Origin of the sequence: Streptomyces longhuiensis (genome assembly GCF_020616555.1) — a bacterium.
GTDB classification, from domain to species: domain Bacteria; phylum Actinomycetota; class Actinomycetes; order Streptomycetales; family Streptomycetaceae; genus Streptomyces; species Streptomyces longhuiensis.
In genome coordinates this window covers 4,874,642-4,896,257 of sequence record NZ_CP085173.1, presented here as the reverse complement: position 1 = coordinate 4,896,257, position 21,616 = coordinate 4,874,642, and the positions used below count along the sequence as shown (strand labels likewise).

Genomic DNA, 21,616 nt, shown 5'->3' with positions numbered 1-21,616 from the left:
CAGAGGTTGCGGTCGCGGCGCCGGATGAGAGGGAGGTCGCACGCGGAAGATGTGCCCGTGGAATGAAGATGCGTGGGGGCGTGACGCCACCCGGCCCCGTGACGGCGCCGCATGCGCGGGCATATGCCTGGTCACAGGGTGTCCGGAGCCGCGCCGCGCCTTGGCACGTTCCCCACACAATGGCCCGCCCTCGTTCACGGACCGGTCGCGGGCAGCACGGGAACGAGCCCCTGCCACCGCGAGATCTCACAGCCGTTGGTCCTCTTGTAGGTCGCGTCGACGGGCCGCCCGTGCCACGTTCCGGTGACGCGGGCCGTCGCGGGACCTCCGTACTGCATCGTGCACTGGGTGTCCGGCGAGAGCGGCGCGAACGGGTCGCGGCCGTTCGCCGACAGCTCGTCGAGCCGCGCGCACGCGTTCGCGGGTTCCGGATGCGTACCGCCCGAGGGCCCGCACTCCAGCTCGTACGTCCCGTCCCTTCCGTCACCCGTGTCGGTGACGGACACCTGTAGCCGGTCCTGGGTGGCGGGCTTGGCGAACAACTGGGGGAGGCCGAGCGGTCCCGGGTCGGCGTGGGCGGTGGCGGGGACCGCGCAGAGCGCGGCGGCGGATGCGGCGGTGAGGGCGATACGGCGCAGCAACATGAGGTGGGCTCCACGAATGAGTGAGAAGAGAAGACGAGGAACCGCACCGTCCCGAGCGGCTCCACCGCGTCTAACGCCGGGCGGCCCGCGATGTTGCGGTGGGCCCGGGAACACGAGGACGAACGGAAGTGCTTTGTCTCTGGCCTGGACGCCTAGTACCGTGGGGGCCGATTGGTGACACGGCGCGCTGCTGTGTCATCATCTGGACGCACCACTCGCGCTCGCGCGGGGGGTCGTGCTGGAGGCGTCGCCTAGTCCGGTCTATGGCGCCGCACTGCTAATGCGGTTTGGGCCTTAAAGCCCATCGAGGGTTCAAATCCCTCCGCCTCCGCTCCAAGATCCGAAGCCCCGGTCCTGACGGACCGGGGCTTCGGCGTTTCGGACCCGCAAGACGGTGTTTGCCCAGCTCACAAGGGGTGCGGCAATCGGATTTCACATGACGGCGGCAGTCATGTAATGTTCTTCCTGTCGCCGGGAACGGGCCGAAGGGGCCGGGACCGAGACAAAAACAGAACAAGCACTCGTAGCTTAACGGATAGAGCATCTGACTACGGATCAGAAGGTTGCAGGTTCGAATCCTGCCGAGTGCACACAGATGAGAGGCCCCCGGAGAGATCCGGGGGCCTCTTGCGTCATGTCATGACGGGCTCTGGCAATCCGGCGGACAAGGACAGCGTCGGATCGGGCCGTGCCGCCGTCAGTGGGCGAAGTCGTACACGGCCCATTCGGTGAGTGGGACGTAGCCGATTCGTTGGTAAAGGGCGTTGCTGGTGGAGTTGGCCGGGTCGGCGTAGAGCGCGACCTCCTTGGCGCCTGCGGCCAGGGCGGCTCGGCTCACCTCGACCGTCACCGCGCCCGCGTAGCCGCGACCGCGGAGGTGGGCCGGGGTGTAGACGGGGTCCACCCGGATCATGCCGCCGACCAGCGCGGTCATGCCCGCCATGGAGACAGGGGTGCCGTCCGGGGTCTCCCAGAACGTGTAGCGCTTGTCGCCGAAGCGGGTGTCGGCCCAGGTGGCGGCGTCGATGGTGACGTCCTCCCCGACGTCGGCGGCGAACTCGCGGTGCCAGCGGAAGAGTTGCTCGCGGTCCTGTTCGCCCACGCGTCGGCCCCGGCCCGCCGGGACCGGCTCCGGTGCGGTGAGCGTGCCGAGACGGTACAGACGGATCCGCGTGCTGAGGGTGGGCGTCGCGCCCGTGTGCCGCTGCCAGGCATCGGCGAAGGCGGTGGCGGTGTCGTGGGCCGCGCTCACGACGGGCAGGACGAGGCCGAGGCCGGCCAGGCGGGCGGCGAGGGATTCGGCGTCCTCGGGGGTGACGGGGGTGAGGCTCAGGGGGCCGTGCCGGGTGCGGCGGTAGAAGATGGCGCGGACCTCGCCCGCTCGCTCCAGGGAGCCGAAGACGGGGGCATCGGCCCTGTACGCCTCCGCGCCGAGCGTGCGCAGTTTCTCGGTCGTCGTCAGCGGTGTGGTGTGCAGGGCGGGGCGTGAGCGCAGGAAGTCTCCGGCTCGGGCCAGAAAGTCGTCGACGTCTTCGGTGAGGTGCCAGTCATCCGGTCGCATGCTTCATGGTTTCCGATGTGCTCCCGCTCCGGCTAGCGCGTCATGAATCAGACGATGATCCCGATCGGTACGAGTGCGCAGGTCAGGCCGGCGGTCAGCGGTACGGCGGCCAGAGCCTTGAAGACTCTCCGGCGCTGGGCCCGGCAGGCGGTGAAGCCCGTGAAGGAGGCGATCGCGAGACATGGCGGAGCGACGAAGAAGAAGCCCGGCGCTGCCACGGTCGCCACCTCTGATCACGTCCCCGAACAGCGGGAACGTACCGCAGCCCCCGGCGATGTCAGAGCCCGGGAGTAGCGTCCTGAGCATGACGTGGTGGTGCACCGGGGTGCGGTGGCGGGTCGGGGGCGGGCCCGCGCTGGGGTGGTACGGGGAGAGGAAGGGGGAGCGCGAGAGTCCCCTCGCCTTCGGGGACGTGCTGGCTTTCCGGGCCGTGGGCGCGCGCAGATGTCTCGGGGTGTGGCGGGGCGGGCGGCGCACGCCGTGTCCGGCGGGTGCGGTGCTGGCCGGGCGGGGGACGCGCGCACAGTGTGCCGAGTGCGCCGGGATCGACCGGGCGCACTCCGTCGCCGCGGACACGATGGCGGACGACCCGAGGCCGTACCACGTGTATCTCGCCTGGTTCGGGAGCGGGATGGTGAAGGTGGGGATCACCGGGGTGGGGCGCGGTTCCGCCCGGCTGCTCGAACAAGGGGCCGTCGCGTTCACGTGGTTGGGGCGCGGGCCGCTCATGGCGGCGCGGCGGGCGGAGGAGCTGCTGCGCAGCGCGCTCGGGGTTCCGGACCGGATTCCGTACGCGCAGAAGCGGGCCGTACGGGCGGCGCTGCCCCCGGCCGGCGAGCGGGCCGCGGAGTTGGCGACGGCGCATGCCACTGCCGTCGCGCTCGCAGGGTGGCCCGAGTCGCTGGAGCGGCTTCCGTGCGAGGTGGTCGATCACGCGGAGGTCTTCGGGATCGAGGGGGGAACAGGGAGCGTGACCGAGGGCGCGACAGCGGGCGCGGCAGAGGTGGGGCGGCTCGGGGGCGTGGGGGTCGTCGTGAGCGAGCTGGTCGAGGGCGGGGTGGTCGTGGGGACGCTGGTCGCCGCCGCGGGGCCGGATCTGCATCTCGTGGAGCGGGGCGGGCGGCGGCTCGTGGTCGACACCCGGCTGCTCGGCGGTTGGCAGCTCGAGGCGTGGGGGGTGGCGGACGGAGCGGCGGCGGACGTGGTGTCCTCCGTGCCGGTGAAACCGGTGAAAGAGGCGTCCGCGCTGCAGGGTGGGCTGTTCTGAGCGGCATCGGCCGTCCCGTTTCTCCAGCCGGGCGGGGAGGGGCGGCAGGCTTCTTCGACCGGATGGTCAAGTCTCGCTTCCCGTAGGGCAATGGGGGTGGACACCGTCCGTCGCCGGGCCGCATCGTGAGGACATGAGTGATCACGGAGTAGCGCCTGTCGGGCCGGAGAGCAGCGCCGGTCCCGCCCGTACCGTCCGGCCCGTGCCCGTCGTCGAACCGCCTTACTACGCCGCCGTGTTCACCTCAGTGCGCACGCCGGGGGACAACGGATACGGGGCGACCGCCGAGCGGATGTCGGAGCTGGTCAGGGAGATACCCGGGTTCCTGGGGGAGGATTTCGCGGCCTCGGAGAGCGGGCTGAGGATCACCGTCGCCTACTTCCGGCACGAGGAAGGGCTCAAGGAGTGGGCCGCGAACGGGGAGCACCGGGCAGCGCAGCGGCGCGGCCGCGCCGAGTGGTACGAGAGCTACTCGCTCCATGTCGCCAAGGTCGAACGGAGTCACGGATTTGAGCGCGGAGAGTAACGCGGAGAGCGGCGCGACGAACGGCGTGGAGGGTTACGCGGAGAGCGGCGCGGCGGGCGGTGGCGAGGCGGAGCGGGTCGCCCGGTTCAGGGAGCGGCACGGCCTCGCCGGGATCGTCGACGTGCACACGCACTTCATGCCCGAGCGGGTCCTGAAGAAGGTGTGGGAGTACTTCGACGCGGCGGGGCCGCTGACCGGGATGGCGTGGCCCATCGCGTACCGGGAGGAAGAGGAGCAACGGCTCGCGCGGCTGCGGGAGTTCGAGGTGCGTGCCTTCACGTCCATGCTCTATCCGCACAAGGCGGGCATGGCCGAGTGGCTCAACGGGTGGGCCGTCGACTTCGCGCGCCGGACCCCCGGCTGTCTGCACACGTCGACGTTCTTCCCCGAGCCGGGCGTCGACCGGTACGTGCGCGAGGCCGTCGAGGCGGGCACGCGCGTCTTCAAGGCGCATGTGCAGGTCGGGGCGTACGACCCGAACGACGAACTGCTCGACCCCGTGTGGGGGATGCTCGCCGAGGCCCGTATCCCCGTGGTCATGCACTGCGGCTCGGGGCCGGCCCCCGGCAAGCACACCGGGCCCGAGCCGGTCGCCCGGCTGCTCGCCCGGCATCCGCGGCTCCCGGTGATCGTGGCCCACATGGGGATGCCCGAGTACACGGACTTCCTCGACCTGGCCGAGCGGTACGAGGAGGTGCGCCTCGACACGACGATGGCGTTCACCGATTTCAGTGAACGTTTTGCCCCGTTCCCCCGCGGCGAGCTGGCCCGGCTCGCCGATCTCGGCGACCGGATCCTGCTCGGCACCGACTTCCCGAACATTCCGTACCCCTACGTCCACCAGCTGGAGGAGCTGGAGCGGCTCGGTCTCGGGGAGGAGTGGCTGCGGGCCGTCTGCCACGGGAACGGGGCACGGCTGTTCGACCTCGATCCCTTGGGCTGACTCTCGGGCTGACGCCCCCCTGAGAGCCTGCTGTGCGTTTCTCAGGGAATTCACAGGTTGCCGAAAGCCGGTTCTCAGAGCGGGCGCGCAAGGTGTGGAACATGACCGCGACCTCGCCCCAGGGGCGTACCGAACTGCTGAGGCCGGACGGGAGCCCCGTCCGGGTCCTCGTCGTGGACGACGAACAGTCGATCACCGAGCTGCTCTCCATGGCCCTGCGCTACGAGGGCTGGCAGATCCGCAGCGCGGCGGACGGGATGGGCGCGGTGCAGACCGCGCGCGAGTTCCGGCCCGACGCCATCGTGCTCGACATGATGCTGCCCGACATGGACGGCCTGTCCGTGCTCGGCCGGCTGCGGCGCGAGCACCAGGACGTCCCGGTGCTGTTCCTGACCGCGAAGGACGCCGTCGAGGACCGGATCGCCGGGCTCACGGCCGGTGGCGACGACTATGTGACCAAGCCGTTCAGCCTGGAGGAGGTCGTCGCCCGGCTGCGCGGGCTCATCCGCCGCTCGGGAGCGACCGACCGGCGCAGCGAGTCCGTGCTCGTCGTGGGTGACCTGACGCTCGACGAGGACAGTCACGAGGTGTCGCGAGGCGGGGACGGCATCCATCTGACCGCCACCGAGTTCGAGCTGCTGCGCTACCTGATGCGCAACCCGCGCCGGGTCCTGAGCAAGGCGCAGATACTGGACCGCGTCTGGAGTTACGACTTCGGCGGCCAGGCCAACGTCGTGGAGCTGTACATCTCGTACCTGCGCCGCAAGATCGACGCCGGGCGCGAGCCGATGATCCACACGCGGCGCGGCGCCGGATACCTCATCAAGCCCGCTGTGCCCGTCGCGTCATGAGCGGGCGGCGGCAGCCGCGCAGCCTGCGCAAACGGCTGGTCATCACGGCTGTCGCGCTGATCGCCCTGGTGTGCGCGGTCATCGGAACGGTGACCACGATCGCGCTGCACACCTATCTGTACGACCAGCTCGACAAGCAGGTGCGCGGCGCCGTCGTCCAGTCCACGGGCGGTCCCGGTCCGGAGCGACAGGCGCAGAACCTGAGCTTTCTCGGCGGTCCGAGCAGGCCGGGCACCATCGGCGCCCTCGTCGGGTCCGACGGAAGCGTCACCGAGGCCGCGAAGAGTGTCGCCGACCGGGACAAGCCGATCGTCCCGCTGACGGACGCGCAGATCACCGCGCTGGAGAACGTGCCGCAGGACGGGGAGACGCACAGCGTCGGCGTGCCCGGGCTCGGCGACTACCGGATCTCCTCGAAGCCGGGCGGGAACACCATGGTCGGCCTGCCCGAGACCGAGGTGCAGGACACGCTCAGCACCCTCGTCGTCGTCGAGGTCAGCGTCACCGCGGCCGGTCTCGTCGCCGCGTCGCTCGCCGGCGCCGCCATGGTCGGCGTGGCCCTGCGGCCCCTGCGCCGCGTCGCGTCCACCGCGACCCGGGTCTCCGAACTCCCCTTGCACAGCGGCGAAGTGGCCCTCCACGAACGGGTCCCCGACACCGAGGCCGACCCGCGCACCGAGGTCGGCCAGGTCGGCGCCGCCCTCAACCGCATGCTCGACCATGTGAACGGAGCGCTGGAGGCCCGCCAGCAGAGCGAGACACGCGTGCGCCAGTTCGTCGCGGACGCCAGCCATGAGCTGCGTACCCCCCTCGCCTCGATCCGCGGATACGCCGAGCTCACCCGGCGCGGCCGTGAGGAGACCGGGCCCGACACCCGGCACGCGCTCGGCCGTATCGAGTCCGAGGCCCACCGCATGACCGGGCTCGTCGAGGACCTGCTGCTGCTCGCGCGGCTCGACTCCGGCCGCCCCCTGTCGTACGAGGCGACCGACCTGTCGCCGCTGGTCGTGGACGCGCTGAGCGATGCCCGCGTGGCCGGCCAGGACCACGCGTGGCGGCTCGAACTGCCGGACGACCCCGCTCTCGTGCTCGCCGACGGGCCGCGCATCCACCAGGTGCTCGTGAACCTCCTGGCCAACGCCCGTACGCACACGCCGCCGGGCACCACCGTGACCGCGCGCGTGCACCGGCACGGGCCGTGGGTCTGCATGGACGTCCAGGACAACGGCCCCGGCATACCGCCCGAGCTGCTCCCGCACGTCTTCGAGCGGTTCGCCCGCGGCGACACCTCCCGCTCCCGGGCCCACGGCTCGACCGGTCTCGGCCTCGCCATCGTGCAGGCCGTCGCGGCGGCGCACGGCGGCGCGGTGACCGTCGACAGCGTGCCCGGCCGGACCGTGTTCACCGTCCATCTGCCGGCGTGTGGCGAACCTGTCAGGCACTCACAGGCAGGCCACAGTCTCACCACACCGGCCTGACAGGGCAGTTGGCGAATGTCGGTGTCATGCGAACCGACTCTTCTCCGGGCACCGACCCCTCCTTGGGGGTGCTGCCGGCACGGGAGCACCTCCCGGCCGGCGTGGGCGATGCACCGGTTCTGGACGTAGTGATCCCGGTCTTCAACGAGGAGCGGGACCTCGGTCCCTGCGTGCGCAGGCTGCACCGGCACCTCGTCGGGACCTTCCCCTACCGCTTCCGCATCACGATCGCGGACAACGCGTCCACCGACGCGACCCCGGACGTCGCCGCCGCCCTGGCGGCCGCGCTCCCCGAGGTGCGAAACGCCCGCCTGGAGCAGAAGGGCCGCGGGCGGGCCCTGCGCACCGTCTGGTCCGCGTCCGACGCGCCCGTCCTCGCCTACATGGACGTCGACCTGTCCACCGACCTCAACGCGCTGCTCCCGCTGGTCGCCCCGCTCATCTCGGGCCACTCGGACCTGGCGATCGGCTCGCGCCTCGCGCGCAGTTCACGTGTCGTGCGCGGGCCGAAGCGCGAGTTCATCTCCCGCGCCTACAACCTGATCCTGCGCGGCTCTCTCCAGGCGCGCTTCTCCGACGCCCAGTGCGGCTTCAAGGCGATCCGGCGCGATGTGGCGCGGGTCCTGCTGCCGCTCGTCGAGGACAGCGGCTGGTTCTTCGACACCGAGATGCTCGTCCTCGCCGAGCGGGCCGGGCTGCGTATCCACGAGGTGCCGGTCGACTGGGTCGACGACCCGGACTCGACGGTGCACATCGTGCAGACGGCCACCGACGACCTCAAGGGTGTGTGGCGCGTGGGCCGGGCGCTCGCGGTCGGCGCGCTCCCCCTCGACCGGCTCGCCCGCCCCTTCGGCGACGACCCGCGCGACCGCCAGGTCCCGGGCGTACCCCGGGGACTGGCCCGCCAGCTGGTCGGCTTCTGCGTCGTCGGCGCCCTGTCGACCCTCGTCTATCTGCTGCTCTACTCCGGATTCCGTACGTTCACGGGGTCGCAGGTCGCCAACGCGCTGGCCCTGCTCGTGTCGGCCGTCGCCAACACGGCCGCCAACCGGCGCCTCACCTTCGGCGTCCGCGGCCGCGACCGGGCCGTCCGCCACCAGGCGCAGGGCCTCGTCGTGTTCGCGATCGGGCTCGCCCTGACCAGCGGCTCGCTCGCCGCGCTCGGCGCCGCCTCCGCGGACCCGGCGCACTCCACGGAACTCGCGGTGCTCGTCGCCGCCAACCTCGCGGCGACGGTGCTGCGCTTCCTGCTCTTCCGGGCCTGGGTGTTCCCCGAGCCGCCCGCCCCCGCGTCGCTGCCCGTGCCCGGTGCGCCGGACGCCTCCCGACCTACGTACGACCACGAACTGAGGACCGGACGATGACCCTGCCCCACCTCCCCGCCGACGCACCCGCGCTGCCACCGCCCCCGGCCGCACCGGCCGTTCAGGGCCAGGGCCACGGCCGCCCGAAGCAGCCCCCGCTCACCCGGGTCTGGCGCGGCCGGTCCGAGGACCCGCGCTGGGCGCGCCCCGCGTTCCTCGGCCTGCTGCTCGTCGTGGCGCTCGCCTACCTGTGGAACCTGAGCGCCTCCGGTTACGCCAACTCCTTCTACTCCGCGGCCGTGCAGGCCGGGAGCCAGAGCTGGAAGGCGATGTTCTTCGGGTCGCTCGACTCGGCCAACGCCATCACCGTCGACAAGCCCCCGGCGTCGCTGTGGCCGATGGCGCTCTCGGTGCGGATCTTCGGCCTCAGCTCCTGGGCGATCCTCGTCCCGCAGGTCCTGATGGGCGTGGCGACGGCGGGCGTCCTGTACGCGGCCGTGCGGCGCCGGTTCAGCGCGGCGGCCGGGCTGCTCACCGTGGCGGCGTTCGCGCTCACGCCCGTCGCCGCCCTGATGTTCCGCTTCAACAACCCGGACGCCCTGCTGGCGCTCCTGATGACCGTCACGGTCTACTGCGTCCTGCGCGGCATGGAGAACGGCCGGACGAAGTGGCTGGTGTGGGCGGGCGTCGCCGTCGGCCTCGCGTTCCTCGCGAAGACCCTCCAGGCGTTCCTGATCCTGCCGCCGCTGGCCGTCCTGTACGCGGTGTTCGCGCCGGGCAGGCCGCTCAAGCGGATCGGACAGCTGCTGCTCTCCGGGCTCGCGATGGTCGTCGCGGGCGGCTGGTGGGTCGCGGTCGTGGAGCTGTGGCCCGCGTCCTCGCGCCCGTACATCGGCGGCTCCCAGAACAACTCGTTCCTCGAGCTGACCTTCGGCTACAACGGGCTCGGCCGGATCAACGGAGAGGAGACCGGCAGCGTCGGCGGCGGCGGTGGCATGGGCGGCGGCAGCCAGTGGGGCGAGACCGGCATCGACCGGATGTTCAACTCCGAGATCGGCAGCCAGATCTCCTGGCTCCTGCCGGCCGCGCTGGTGCTGCTCGTCGCCGGTGTCGTCGTCACCTGGAAGGCGCGGCGCACCGACACGGCACGCGCCGCGTTCCTCGCGTGGGGCGGCTCGCTGGTGATGACCATGGTCGTCTTCAGCTTCATGGCCGGGATCTTCCACCAGTACTACACGGTGGCCCTCGCCCCCTACGCCGCCGCGCTCGTCGGCATGGGCGCGAGCGTGCTGTGGGAGGAGCGGGCCAGGTTCACGGCGTCCGCCGCGCTCGGCGTCACGGTGGCGGTGACGGCGGTGTGGTCGTACGTCCTGCTGAACCGGACGCCCGACTATGTGCCGTGGCTGCGCTGGGTGATCCTCGTCGGCGGCGTCGCGGCGGGCCTCGGTCTCGCCGTCGCGGGCCGGCTGAACCGTCAACTGGCGCTCGGTGCCGCCGGGGTGGGCCTCGTGGCCGCGCTGGCCGGGCCGACCGCGTACACCATCAGCACGCTCGGCACCGGGCACAGCGGGTCGATCGTGACGGCCGGTCCTGCGGGGGCGAGCACGATGGGCGGCCGGGGCGGCTTCCCCGGTGGCCCCGGCGGCGAAGGCGGGATGCGCGGCGGAATGCAGCCGCCCGGCCAGGGCCAGCAGGGCCGGCAGAACGGCCAGGGTCAGCAGGGCCAGCCGCCCGGCCAGGGCGGGCAGGGCCAGCAGGGGGGCGGCACGGGCCTGCCTCCGACCGGCGGCATGCCCGGCCAGGGCAATGGCCAGGGCCAGAACCAGGGCACAGGCAACGGCAAGCAGCAGGGCGGCACCGGCACGATGCCCGGCGGCGCAGGCATGGGTGAACGCGGTGGCGCGGGCGGCGGCGGAATGGGCGGGCTCCTCAACGGCGCCCAGGTCAGCGCCAAGGCCAAGGCCCTCGTGGAGAAGAACGCGGACGACTACACCTGGGCCGCCGCGGCCATCGGCTCGCAGAACGCGGCGAGCTACCAGCTCTCCACCGGCAAGCCCGTCATGGCGATCGGCGGCTTCAACGGGAGCGACCCGTCCCCGACGCTCGCCCAGTTCAAGAGCTACGTCGAGGACGGGAAGATCCACTACTTCCTCGGTGGCGGCATGGGCGGGATGGGCGGCGGCAGCGGCTCCGCCTCCAAGATCCAGTCCTGGGTCGAGAAGAACTACACGAAGGTCACCGTGGGCAGCGCGACCTTCTACGACCTGACGCAGCCGAAGTCCTAGGTCTGCCCTAACTCCTGTTCAGCGACAGATCGGCGACAACCGGGCGGTGGTCCGAGGCGAGAGTCTCGGCCACCGCCGCGTCGCGTACCCGGACGCCCTCGCCCACCGCGACGTAGTCGATCCGCTTGACCGGATCCGCCGCCGGGAAGGTGTACGCCCCCGGGTCGGCCGGTGTCAGCTCCTTCCACAGCGGGGCGAGTTCGGGGGCGCCCGGCTCCGCGTTGAAGTCGCCGAGCAGGATCTGGCGGTCCTTGGGTGACGTACGTTCCCCGGCCATGATCCTGCGGGTGTCGGCGACCTGCGCGGCCCGTACCGACGGGTCGGGCCGGTAGTCGAGGTGCGTCACGAAGACCTGGACCGGCACCCCACGCACCTTCAGCTCGACCTCCCCGAAGCCGGGGGCGGGCGCCGGGACCGGGTTCGGGTCCTGCGTCGACAGGCGGGTGATCTCGTGGTTGACGGCGCCCCGGACCGGATACCGGGACAGGATCGCGACCCCGTACTCGCGGCGCGGCCCCCCGTCCTCGACCGGGTCGAGGCTGTAGATCGGCGCGAACGACACATGCATCCCGAGCCGGTCGGCCAGTTCCTGGGCCAGATCCCGGTTCTGGCTGCGCGCGTCCCAGTGGACGTCGACCTCCTGGAGCCCGATGACGTCGGCGTGCAGGGCGCGCAGCGCCGCCTCCTGGCGGTCGAGATCGAAGACGTTGTCCATGCCGGAACCGGCGTGGATGTTGTACGTGGCGATGCGCAGCGGGACGGGCGGTGGCCCCCCGGCGGCCCGCGCTTGCGGCGCGACGGCGAGTCCCCCCAACAGTCCGGCGGCGAGCAGAACTTGCGGTGTGCGGCGGTGCTTGGACATCCGACCCCTCACTCGTCAGGTTTCAGGCGGGAGAACGCTAGCGGGTGTCCGGCGCCGAAAAGTGACTTGGCCGCCGCACGCAGACGGCTATACGGTGTACGACGCCACTCGACGTACACCGTATAGGGGAATCTGGACATGACGGCGACGACCGCCGAGAACTCAACGGCCGCCACCGGCGGCGGCCACCCGCAGCGCTGGCTGATCCTCGGTGTCATCTGCCTCGCCCAGCTCACCGTGCTGCTCGACAACACCGTTCTGAACGTGGCGATCCCCTCCCTCACCCGGGAGCTGGACGCCTCGACCTCCGACATCCAGTGGATGATCAACGCGTACTCGCTGGTCCAGTCGGGTCTCCTGCTCACCGCGGGCAGCTCGGCCGACCGCTACGGGCGCAAGAAGATGCTCGCGGCCGGGCTCGTCCTGTTCGGCGCCGGATCGCTGGTCGCCGGACTCGCCCAGTCCACCGGACAGTTGATCGCCGCGCGCGCCGGCATGGGGGTCGGCGGCGCGCTCCTGATGACCACCACGCTCGCCGTCGTCGTGCAGATCTTCGACGACGCGGAGCGCGTCCGGGCGATCGGCCTGTGGGCCACCGTGAACTCCCTCGGCTTCGCCGCGGGCCCGCTCATCGGCGGCGTCATGCTCGACCACTTCTGGTGGGGCGCGATCTTCCTGATCAACATCCCGGTCGCGGTGATCGGCCTGATCGCGGTCCTCGCGCTCGTCCCCGAGTCCAAGAACCCGCTCGGCGACCGGCCCGACCTGGTCGGCGCGCTCCTGTCCACGGTCGGTATGACGGGCGTGGTCTACGCGATCATCTCGGGCCCGCAGCACGGCTGGACGTCCGCGCACGTCGGCTTCTCCGCGCTGGTCGGCCTCGTGGTCCTGGCCGCGTTCGTCGTCTGGGAGCTGCGGATCCCGTACCCGATGCTGGACATGCACTTCTTCCGCAACCAGCAGTTCACCGGGGCCGTCGCCGGCGCGATCCTGGTCGCCTTCGGCATGGGCGGCTCGCTCTTCCTGCTCACCCAGCACCTCCAGTTCGTGCTCGGCTACGGTGCCCTGGAGGCCGGTCTGCGTACGGCGCCCATGGCCCTGACGGTCGTGGTCCTCAACCTCACCGGCGTCGGCGCGCGCATCCTGCCGAAGCTCGGCACCCCCGCGACCATCGCCACCGGCATGTCGTGCCTCGCGGCCGGCCTCGCCGCGATCGCCCTGCTCGGCGGGGACTCGTACGGGGGGATGCTGCTCGGCCTCGTCGTGATGGGCGCGGGCATCTCCGTCGCCATGCCCGCCATGGCGAACGCCATCATGAGCGCGATCCCGCCGGAGAAGGCGGGCGTCGGCGCCGGAGTCAACGGCACGCTCGCCGAGTTCGGCAACGGTCTCGGTGTGGCCGTCCTCGGCGCCGTGCTGAACTCCCGGTTCGCCGCGCTCGTATCCGTCTCCGCGGCCTCGCTCCCGGCGGCGCTCGCCGCGGCGAAGTCGGGGGCGGAGCGGGAGCGGATCGCCGACGCGTTCTCCTCGGGCCTGGAGACCAGCCAGCTGGTCGGCGCGGTCGCCGTGCTCGTGGGCGGCCTCCTCGCCGCGGCGTTGCTCAGGAGGGCGGAGCGGGCAGGCTCAGCGGTGAAGGCCGCGGCGTAGCTGCACTTAGCATCGGTGGTGGCGGACCGGGTCGTTCCGGTCCGCTGCCGGAACCGGGCCGGTACGAGGACTTTGGGAAGGTGCGCCATGGCGAAGGCAGCCGACCGTGCGGGGCGTCCGGCGCGGACGAGCGTCTGGCTGGAGGGCAAGACGCCGCGTACCCGCAGGAGCGAGGCGCCCAGCACGCTCGACCGGGAGCGGATCACCGCGGCCACCGTGAGGCTCCTCGACGCCGAGGGCCTCGCCAAGTTCTCGATGCGGCGCCTCGCGGCCGAGCTCGGCGTGACCGCGATGTCCGTCTACTGGTACGTCGACACCAAGGACGACCTCCTGGAACTGGCCCTCGACCGCGTCTTCGGCGAGATGGAGCTGCCCGAGCCCGCGGCACCGGGCGGCGACTGGCGCGCCCCGCTGAGGCAGCTCGCCGGGGTGTACCGCGCGAGCCTGGTGCGCCACCCCTGGACCTCCCCGCTCACGGGCCACTTCCTCAACATCGGCCCCCACTCACTGGCGTTCTCGCGCCAGGTGCAGCGCATCATCGAGGACACCGGCCTCGACCTGCAGGGCCAGCGGGGCGCGATCGCCGCCGTCTTCCAGTTCGTGTACGGGTACGGGACCATCGAGGGCCACTTCGTACAGCGCTGCGCGGACGCCGGGATGACCCAGGACGAGTACTACCACCACGCGATGGGCGCCTTCGGCGAACTGGCCCCGGAGATGGCCGAGGACTACGAGAACGCGCGGGCGCTGATGGCGGGCACCGAGGGCCACAAGGTGGAGGACATCCGCGAGGCCGACTTCCAGGTGGCGCTCGACCTGCTGGTGGCCGGCATCGACACGATGGTCACGGCCCAGCAGCAGCCCCCGCGCTAGAGCGTGCGCCAGGCCGGGCACTCAGGCCAGGTGCGCCGGGAATCCGCCGCCGGCCGTTACTCGCTCGGGGCGAGAGCCGCGGGGAATCCGCCGGTCGCCACGGGTCCCCACCGTTCGGGCGTGATCCGGATGATGGACTTCCCCTGCTTGAGCATCGCCGCGCGGGCCCCCCTTTTTTTGCGCCCCTCGCGCTGCTTCGCAGGCTTCGGGGCGCTGCGTCGGACTCCGTCCGCCGGCCGTTACTCGCTCGGGGCGAGAGCCGCGGGGAATCCGCCGGTCGCCACGGGTCCCCACCGTTCGGGCGTGATCCGGATGATGGACTTCCCCTGCTTGAGCATCGCCGCGCGGGCCCCCTTTTTTTTGCGCCCCTCGCGCTGCTTCGCAGGCTTCGGGGCGCTGCGTCGGACTCCGTCCGCCGGCTGTTACTCGCTCGGGGCGAGAGCCGCGGGGAATCCGCCGGTCGCCACGGGTCCCCACCGTTCGGGCGTGATCCGGATGATGGACTTCCCCTGCTTGAGCATCGCCGCGCGGTACTCGTCCCAGTCCGGGTGTTCGCCCGAGATGTTGCGGAAGTACTCGACCAGCGGCTCGACCGACTCGGGTGAGTCGATGACCTCCGCGGTGCCGTCGATCTGCACCCACGGGCCGTTCCAGTCGTCGCTCAGGACGACCACGCTCACCCGCGGATTCCGCTTGGCGTTACGGGTCTTGGCGCGTTCGGGATAGGTGGAGACGACGATCCGCCCGGAGTCGTCGACCCCGCAGGTCAGGGGGGAGGCCTGCGGGGTTCCGTCGGCGCGGGCGGTCAGCAGGAGCGCGCGGTGGCGCGGGCGGACGAAGTCGAGCAACTCGTCCAGGGAGACACGGGTGTTGGTCGCGATGCTGGGTGCCATGTGCAGCACCCTACGACGGCCGACGGCGCCCGCGCTCGGACCCCCGCTCACACCTGCGGCAGCGCGTCCCCCTGCACGGCCTGGATGTCGAGCTCCACCTTCAGCGTCGTGCCGATCGCGGAGATGCCCGCCTGGACGACCTGGTTGTAGTTCATCGCGAAGTCCTCGCGCTTCAGCTCGGTCGTCGCCCGGAACGCCGCCCGGGTGCCGCCCCACGGGTCCGCGCCCGTGCCGAGGTAGCTGAGGTCCAGGTCCACGGGCCGTACGACGCCGTGCATCGTCAGCTCGCCGTGCACCGTCCAGCGGTCGGACCCGGCCGGCTCCAGGCCGGTCGAGCGGAACGTGATCTCCGGAAACGTCTCGACGTCCAGGAAGTCGGGCGTCTTCAGGTGCCCGTCCCGCATGCCGTTGCCCGTGTCGATGGAGGACGCCTTGATGACCGCCTCCACCCGAGACTTCTCCACGTCCTGGGCGATCTCGATCCGGCCGCCGAACTCCGTGAACCGGCCGCGCACGCTCGAGATGCCGAGGTGCTGCGCGACCGCGCCCACCGAGGAGTGCACCGGGTCGATCGTCCACGGTCCGGGCGGCGGCAGTTCGGCGCCGCCCTGCCGGGCGAGGACCACCGTGCCGACGTCGGCACGGCCGCTCGCCGTCACCATCGCCGTGGACGCCGTCGGCGCGTAACCGACCGCCGTCACGATCACCACGTACGGGCCCGCGGTCAGGGTCACCGCGTCGTGCACGGCCCCCTCGTCGTCGGCCTCGGCCCGCAGCACCTGCGCACCCGTCATGTCGGTCACCGTCACGACGGCGTGCGGCAGAGCCCATCCGTCCTTGGTACGGATCCGCGCGCTCAGTCCCATGCTTCTCCCTTGCGCCGAATACCGGCGCCGCTCTCGCGGGCGTGGTCGCCCGCCGCTGGGGCCCTCGATCGATGCTGGGGCCCCTTGGTCGATGGCCCGTAAACGGGCCGGACCCCGGTCCGGTGGCGGCCGGCCGTCCCCTGCCGTAGTGCCGCCACCGGTTCCGGGGTCCTTTTCCCACTACCGGGCAGGGGGCGTCTCCGCTCGAAGCGCGTCCCTGCCCGGGGTCGTCACTCGCCGGGGTGGGCGAGCGTGATGTCGTGGCCCTCGGCGCCGCCGCCGTTGACCGTCAGACCGGTGGCCACCGGCGGGTAGCCGGTCGCGATGACCGTGTACTCGCCGCTGTCCAGGTCGGTGAAGGCGTACGCGCCGTCGTGACCGGTCGTCGCCGTGGCGACCACGTTGCCCGCCGCGTCGACGAGCGTGACCCGCGCGTCGTTCAGCGGACCGCCCGCGGCACGCACCACACCGGCGACCTGCGCACCGGAGTGCAGCTCGATCTCGACCCGGGTGACCCCGGTGCCGCCGACCTCGACGGGCAGCGCGAACGGACGGTGTCCTGCCGCGGTGACCGCCACGGTGACCGCACCCGGGACCAGCTCGGCGAAGGTGAACTCGCCCTGCTCGCCGGATAGTCCGGTGGCGAGGACGTCACCGCGGACGTCGGTCACGATGACCATGGCGCCGGGAACCGGCAGCTTGCTGTCCACGGACTTCACGACGCCGCTCAGGCCGCTGGTGCCGCTGAGCAGGATGTCGTACGCGACCGGCTCCTCGCCGACGACGACCGTGGAGGCCTGCGGCTGGTAGCCGTCGGCCGAGGCGATCAGGACGTACGAACCCGCGCCGGGGGCGTCGAGGCCGTAGGCGCCGTCGCCCTGGGAGACCGCGCGGCCCAGCTGGCGCCCGCCGAGCGAGATCAGCGTGACCGCTGCCCGCGGGACCGGGGCGCTCTCGGAGCCGCGGACGAAGCCGCGGACCGGGGTGCCGCCACCGGTGGACGCCGTCGCCGGGACGCTGCCCGCCGTCGTGGCGACCGCCTGGAGACGCTGGGTCGCGCCGTCCGAGGAGGGCTCGGAGACCGCGGCCGCCATGGCCGGAACCAGCTCCTCCGCCTGGGGAGCGCCGGCACCCGCGACCGCGGGCACGTCGGCCTCGGCCTCGGCGGCCGGAACAGCCTGGGAGTTCGACGTACGCAGCGGGATCTCCTTGATGAACAGTGTGGCGATGAGCGCGAGGAGCGCGATCGGAGCGGCGATCAGGAACACGTCCGCGATGCCGTGCCCGTACGAGCTCTCCATGATCGTGCGCAGCGGCGCGGGGAGCTTGTCCAGGTCCGGGATGGCGCCGCCGCCGGTGCCGCCGTGGCCCAGGGCAGCGCCCTTGGGGCCGAGGTCGGCGAGGCCGTCCTTGACGTAGTGCGTGATGCGCGTGGCCATGATCGAACCGAGCGCCGAGACACCCATCGCACCACCGAGGGAGCGGAAGAAGGTGACCGTGGAGCTGGCCGAACCGATGTCCTCCGGAGCGACCTGGTTCTGGGTGCAGAGCACGAGGTTCTGCATCATCATGCCGATGCCGAGACCCATGAGCGCCATGAAGATCGCGACGCGCCAGTACGGGGTGTCGTAGCGGATCGTGCCGAGCAGTCCGAGGCCCGCCGTGATGAGCACGCCGCCGGAGACCAGCCACGCCTTCCACTTGCCGGTCTTGGTGATGATCTGGCCCGCGACGGTCGACGAGATGAACAGGCCGCCGATCATCGGGATCGTCATGACACCGGACATCGTCGGCGACTTGCCGCGCGCCAGCTGGAAGTACTGCGAGAAGAACACGGTGCCCGTGAACATCGCGACACCCACGAAGAGCGAGGCGATCGAGGCGAGCGTGATGGTGCGGTTGCGGAAGAGCCGCAGCGGGATGATCGGCTCCGCGGCCTTGGTCTCCACGAAGATGAAGATCAGCGCGAGGACGACGGCGCCGCCCACCATCGCGCCGGTCTGCCAGGAGAGCCAGTCGTACTTGTCGTCGGCGAAGGTCACCCACAGGAGCAGGGTGCAGACCGCGGCGGTGATGAAGAAGGCACCGGCCCAGTCGACCTTCACGTTGTCCCGCTTGACCACGGGGAGCTTCAGCGTCTTCTGCAGAACGATGAGCGCGATGATCGCGAACGGCACACCGACGTAGAAGCACCAGCGCCAGCCGAGCCACGAGGTGTCGGTGATGACACCGCCGAGCAGCGGGCCGCCGACGGTGGCGACGGCGAAGGTCGCACCGAGGTAGCCGGAGTAACGGCCCCGCTCACGCGGGGAGATCATCGCGGCCATGACGATCTGCGCGAGGGCGGACAGGCCGCCGACGCCGATGCCCTGCACCACGCGGCAGGCGATCAGCATGGTCGGGCTCTGCGAGAGGCCGGCCACGACCGAGCCGCCCACGTAGACGATCAGGGCTATCTGGACGAGCGCCTTCTTGCTGAAGATGTCGGCGAGCTTGCCCCACAGGGGCGTCGTCGCGGTCATCGCGAGCAGCGAGGCGGTGACGACCCAGGTGTAGGCGGACTGGCCGCCGCCCAGGTCGCCGACGATCTCGGGAAGCGCGTTGGTGACGATCGTCGACGACAGGATCGCGACGAACATGCCGAGCAGCAGCCCGGACAGCGCCTCCATGATCTGCTTGTGTGTCATCGGAGAACCGCTGCCGGGGGCTGCGCCTCCATGCTTGGCGTGGCTGCCCCGCACACCTGCCGGTGTGGTTGTTGCCATGGGGTTCCTTTACTTAAGCGGGTGTACGGGTGGTCTCTTCGGTGGCATCCGGAAGTGCCTGCGCGAGTCGCGGCGTGTATCGGCAGTCGCCGAAGCTGTCGCGGAGCCGGCTCATCATCGCGATCAGCTGCCCGACCTCGTCGTCGGACCAGTCGCTCAACCGGTAGGCGAGCAGTTCGGTCGACCGCTCGGAGAGCAGTTCGATCTGCTTCACGCCCTGTTCGGTGAGGCTGAGGATGCGGGAGCGCTTGTCCGCGGGGTCGGGCGACCGGTCGATCCAGCCGCGTTCGGCGACGTGCGCCACGTGGCGGCTGGTCACGGACATGTCTACGGCGAGCAGTTCCGCCAGGCGGCTCATCCGCATCTCGCCGTACTGGCCGAGAAGCATGAGGACCGCGGCCGAACCGGCCGGACAGTCGTGCGGCAGGGACCGCGCGAGGTCTCGTTTGACGGCACCGAAGGCACTGAACTGTCGGGCGAGCTGTTCGTACTGACTCTGCTCGGCCACGGCACCTCCTACGTTCGTTGCTTAGGGCAACCATAGAGACAGTTGGTTGCCGCAGGCAAACGAAAAGGGGTGTACGAGCCTAAAAACCAAGTAAAGGGGAGGGGTTGCACATGTAAAGTCGCAGCTCAGCATGGGTGTGGCGTCGTCCCCGCGTATTCGCTAGGGTCCTTCCCCATGGCACACAACCCCCAGGGCCCGGCCCCCGAAGGCAACTACGACCCCGCGGGGAGCACCCAGATGTTCCGCGCCTTCGTCGACGAACCGGCCTCGCAGTCGCGCCAGCAGGCCGCCCCGGCGAAGTCGGGACCCGGCGCGGGTCTGATCATCGGCATCGTGCTCGCCGTCGTCATCGTGGCCGGCGTGGCCTGGCTGGCCCTCAAGTAGGTCGCTGCGGCTCTCGGCGGAGAGCCGCCCACTTCCTTGCACCGGAGAGCCGCTCGCTTCCCTTTCCCGGAGAGCGGTTCACTTCCATGTGACGGAGACGTCCCGCGTCTCCACGTGCATGCCGAGCGGCACCCGCCAGGCGTCGACACACACCGTCCAGGTCTTCTTCTTCCGCTTCCCCGCGTCGATCGGCACGGGGAGGTCCTGGGTGGACTCGACGGTGGCCCAGTCGATGCCGAGGGCGCCGATGATGTGCGTCCCGAACGTCACCGTGCCCGAACGCACCGCGGCACCACCGGTGTTGACCATGTTCAGGGTCACGTCCTCGCACCACCGCTTGTCCGTGGCCTTGCGCTCCGGGTCCCCGACCTTCAAGGCGGCGGGCCCGCTCGGAGTGCCGGTGCCGGTGCCGGGGGCGGACGGCGTGGTCGTCGCCCCGCCGCCGGAGCCGCCGCCGCTGGAGCCGCTGCCGCCGGACCCGCCCGCGCCGGTGGACGGCTGCCCGGACCCGTCGGGTCCTGAAGCGTCGGGTGTCCCGGAGCCACTGCCCGTACGCGCTCCTGCGCCAGGTCTGGCGCCCGCATCCCCCGAACCGCCGCCGCCACCGGGGGACTTGTCGCCGCCACCGCCACCTTCGCCGCTGCCCGACCCCGTCGTCCCGGAGTCCGACGGGCCCGGCGGATCCGAGTCGGCCCCGTCCAGCGGCACCAGCTCCACATCGCCGGTCGGCGCCACCGTGCGTCCCGGTGTCCGGTCGGGTGTGGCACCGGCCGCGCCGACCGCCACATAGCCGTCCCCACCGCCGGAACTCCCGCACGCCGCAAGGAGACCGCCCAGGCAGACCACGGCCGCCGTCGCGCCCGTGAGGGCGCCTCGGCGGCCGCGTATCGATCCTCGTCGCATCGCGCCAGTGTGTCTGACGGTCCGTCAATTCGGAACCCCGTCAACGGCACCGGCGCCGCGCGCGAAGCCTCAGTCGGCGATCAGGCCTTCCCTGAGCTGCGACAGGGTCCGCGTGAGCAGGCGCGACACGTGCATCTGTGAGATGCCGACCTCCTCGCCGATCTGCGACTGCGTCATGTTCGCGAAGAAGCGCAGCATGATGATGCGGCGCTCGCGCGGCGGGAGCTTGGCGAGCAGCGGCTTGAGCGACTCGCGGTACTCCACGCCCTCCAGGGCCGTGTCCTCGTAGCCGAGGCGGTCCGCGAGGGAGCCCTCGCCGCCGTCGTCCTCGGGCGCCGGGGAGTCGAGGGAGGAGGCGGTGTAGGCGTTGCCCACCGCGAGTCCGTCGACCACGTCGTCCTCGGAGACGCCGAGCACCGCGGCCAGCTCGGGTACGGTCGGCGAGCGGTCCAGCTTCTGGGCCAGCTCGTCGCTCGCCTTGGTCAGCGCGAGCCGCAGCTCCTGGAGCCGGCGCGGCACCCGCACCGACCAGGACGTGTCGCGGAAGAAGCGCTTGATCTCGCCGACGACGGTCGGCATCGCGAACGTCGGGAATTCCACGCCGCGTTCGCAGTCGAACCGGTCGATCGCCTTGATCAGGCCGATCGTGCCGACCTGGACGATGTCCTCCATCGGTTCGTTACGGCTGCGGAAGCGCGCCGCCGCGTACCGGACCAGCGGGAGGTTCAGCTCGATGAGGGTGTCCCGCACGTAGGCACGCTCGGGGCTGTTCTCGTCGAGTGCGGCGAGCCGCAGGAAGAGGGAGCGGGACAGGGTGCGGGTGTCGATGGCTTCGGAAGCCCCGGATACAGGCGAGCTGTGAAGCACGTCGGGCGCGGATGCGCTCTTGCTGAGCGTGAGCACCTTCGAGCTGCCCTGGTCTGCGGACATGCCACCCCCTTGAGGTCGCGGACGGACGCGGCGGGCGCTCCCGTCTGGAAGGAACGCAGCCTCCACCTGAATACCGGAGGCGGGGCTGCGGCAAACGCGGTTCCAGCAGAATGTCACATGTCGGCA

General features: G+C 71.3%; 20 protein-coding genes, 2 tRNA genes and 1 pseudogene. 12 read left to right on the top strand and 11 right to left on the bottom strand.

The features are described from left to right. Positions 1–194 precede the first annotated feature (194 nt). Positions 195–641: an SSI family serine proteinase inhibitor gene (locus tag LGI35_RS22725; protein ID WP_227300441.1), complete on the bottom strand. Its 447-nt coding sequence runs from the start codon at positions 639–641 to the stop codon at positions 195–197. Positions 642–884: 243 nt separating this feature from the next. Here LGI35_RS22725 and LGI35_RS22720 point away from each other — a divergent pair. Together LGI35_RS22720 and LGI35_RS22715 are read left to right on the top strand one after the other, a co-directional pair. Continuing rightward, a tRNA-Ser gene (locus LGI35_RS22720) sits at positions 885–975 on the top strand. A gap of 186 nt (positions 976–1,161) precedes the next feature. Continuing rightward, positions 1,162–1,234: transfer RNA gene (locus LGI35_RS22715), tRNA-Arg, on the top strand. Positions 1,235–1,341: 107 nt separating this feature from the next. On the opposite strand, the gene LGI35_RS22710 is transcribed toward LGI35_RS22715, so the two are convergent. Further along, the gene (locus LGI35_RS22710; protein ID WP_227295900.1) at positions 1,342–2,205 is read right to left on the bottom strand and encodes a GNAT family N-acetyltransferase; all 864 of its coding nucleotides are present in this window, start codon (positions 2,203–2,205) and stop codon (positions 1,342–1,344) included. 47 nt (positions 2,206–2,252) lie between these two features. After that, the gene (locus LGI35_RS22705) at positions 2,253–2,423 is read right to left on the bottom strand and encodes a hypothetical protein (protein WP_227295898.1); all 171 of its coding nucleotides are present in this window, start codon (positions 2,421–2,423) and stop codon (positions 2,253–2,255) included. Positions 2,424–2,509: 86 nt separating this feature from the next. Here LGI35_RS22705 and LGI35_RS22700 point away from each other — a divergent pair, with 86 nt between their 5' ends. The 7 genes from LGI35_RS22700 to LGI35_RS22670 all read left to right on the top strand — a co-directional run bounded on the left by LGI35_RS22700 (position 2,510) and on the right by LGI35_RS22670 (position 10,859). Next, a complete protein-coding gene (locus LGI35_RS22700) occupies positions 2,510–3,472 on the top strand; it encodes a DUF2797 domain-containing protein (protein ID WP_227295896.1) in 963 nt (320 codons plus the stop codon). 202 nt (positions 3,473–3,674) lie between these two features. Then, on the top strand, positions 3,675–3,998 hold the full coding sequence (locus tag LGI35_RS22695; RefSeq protein WP_323182823.1) for an antibiotic biosynthesis monooxygenase family protein: 324 nt from the start codon (positions 3,675–3,677) through the stop codon (positions 3,996–3,998). Beyond that, positions 3,982–4,941, top strand: coding sequence for an amidohydrolase family protein (locus tag LGI35_RS22690; RefSeq protein WP_423835712.1), 960 nt, complete (start codon positions 3,982–3,984; stop codon positions 4,939–4,941). Before LGI35_RS22695 ends, LGI35_RS22690 begins: the two co-directional genes overlap by 17 nt. Before the next feature lie 101 nt (positions 4,942–5,042). Next, on the top strand, positions 5,043–5,792 hold the full coding sequence (locus tag LGI35_RS22685; protein ID WP_227295892.1) for a response regulator transcription factor: 750 nt from the start codon (positions 5,043–5,045) through the stop codon (positions 5,790–5,792). Beyond that, positions 5,789–7,270, top strand: coding sequence for a sensor histidine kinase (locus LGI35_RS22680; protein WP_227295890.1), 1,482 nt, complete (start codon positions 5,789–5,791; stop codon positions 7,268–7,270). The genes LGI35_RS22685 and LGI35_RS22680 overlap by 4 nt, the downstream gene beginning before the upstream one ends. 26 nt (positions 7,271–7,296) lie before the next feature. Then, entirely contained in the window at positions 7,297–8,634 is a 1,338-nt protein-coding gene (locus tag LGI35_RS22675; protein ID WP_227295888.1) for a bifunctional glycosyltransferase family 2/GtrA family protein, read from the top strand. After that, on the top strand, positions 8,631–10,859 hold the full coding sequence (locus LGI35_RS22670) for an ArnT family glycosyltransferase (protein WP_227295880.1): 2,229 nt from the start codon (positions 8,631–8,633) through the stop codon (positions 10,857–10,859). Before LGI35_RS22675 ends, LGI35_RS22670 begins: the two co-directional genes overlap by 4 nt. A gap of 7 nt (positions 10,860–10,866) precedes the next feature. Here LGI35_RS22670 and LGI35_RS22665 read toward each other — a convergent pair whose 3' ends face one another. Further along, positions 10,867–11,721: an endonuclease/exonuclease/phosphatase family protein gene (locus LGI35_RS22665; RefSeq protein ID WP_227295878.1), complete on the bottom strand. Its 855-nt coding sequence runs from the start codon at positions 11,719–11,721 to the stop codon at positions 10,867–10,869. Positions 11,722–11,859: 138 nt separating this feature from the next. Here LGI35_RS22665 and LGI35_RS22660 point away from each other — a divergent pair, with 138 nt between their 5' ends. After that, positions 11,860–13,368, top strand: a complete 1,509-nt coding sequence (locus LGI35_RS22660) for an MFS transporter (protein ID WP_227295876.1) — start codon at positions 11,860–11,862, stop codon at positions 13,366–13,368. 87 nt (positions 13,369–13,455) lie between these two features. Next, on the top strand, positions 13,456–14,241 hold the full coding sequence (locus LGI35_RS22655) for a TetR/AcrR family transcriptional regulator (RefSeq protein WP_227295874.1): 786 nt from the start codon (positions 13,456–13,458) through the stop codon (positions 14,239–14,241). A 239-nt stretch (positions 14,242–14,480) separates the two neighbouring features. Here LGI35_RS22655 and LGI35_RS22645 read toward each other — a convergent pair. The 5 genes and pseudogenes from LGI35_RS22645 to LGI35_RS22625 form a co-directional block, all read right to left on the bottom strand. Further along, positions 14,481–14,588, bottom strand: a pseudogene (locus LGI35_RS22645) (PPOX class F420-dependent oxidoreductase); the annotation flags it as partial. Between the two features lie 75 nt (positions 14,589–14,663). Beyond that, positions 14,664–15,134 (bottom strand): PPOX class F420-dependent oxidoreductase, encoded by a 471-nt coding sequence (locus LGI35_RS22640; RefSeq protein ID WP_227295872.1) that lies wholly within the window; start codon positions 15,132–15,134, stop codon positions 14,664–14,666. A 47-nt stretch (positions 15,135–15,181) separates the two neighbouring features. Beyond that, positions 15,182–16,000 (bottom strand): YceI family protein, encoded by an 819-nt coding sequence (locus LGI35_RS22635; protein WP_227295870.1) that lies wholly within the window; start codon positions 15,998–16,000, stop codon positions 15,182–15,184. Between the two features lie 230 nt (positions 16,001–16,230). Next, positions 16,231–18,687 carry an MFS transporter gene (locus LGI35_RS22630; RefSeq protein ID WP_481006573.1) on the bottom strand — a complete coding sequence of 819 codons (2,457 nt, stop codon included), beginning with the start codon at positions 18,685–18,687 and terminating at the stop codon, positions 16,231–16,233. Positions 18,688–18,778: 91 nt separating this feature from the next. Then, entirely contained in the window at positions 18,779–19,273 is a 495-nt protein-coding gene (locus LGI35_RS22625) for a MarR family winged helix-turn-helix transcriptional regulator (protein WP_116512175.1), read from the bottom strand. A 174-nt stretch (positions 19,274–19,447) separates the two neighbouring features. On the opposite strand from LGI35_RS22625, the gene LGI35_RS22620 reads away from it, so the two are divergent. Continuing rightward, a complete protein-coding gene (locus LGI35_RS22620) occupies positions 19,448–19,657 on the top strand; it encodes a hypothetical protein (protein ID WP_116512176.1) in 210 nt (69 codons plus the stop codon). Between the two features lie 78 nt (positions 19,658–19,735). On the opposite strand, the gene LGI35_RS22615 is transcribed toward LGI35_RS22620, so the two are convergent. After that, positions 19,736–20,560 (bottom strand): hypothetical protein, encoded by an 825-nt coding sequence (locus tag LGI35_RS22615; RefSeq protein WP_227295865.1) that lies wholly within the window; start codon positions 20,558–20,560, stop codon positions 19,736–19,738. Positions 20,561–20,629: 69 nt separating this feature from the next. Continuing rightward, positions 20,630–21,490, bottom strand: coding sequence for an RNA polymerase sigma factor SigF (locus tag LGI35_RS22610; RefSeq protein WP_227295863.1), 861 nt, complete (start codon positions 21,488–21,490; stop codon positions 20,630–20,632). Positions 21,491–21,616 lie beyond the last annotated feature (126 nt).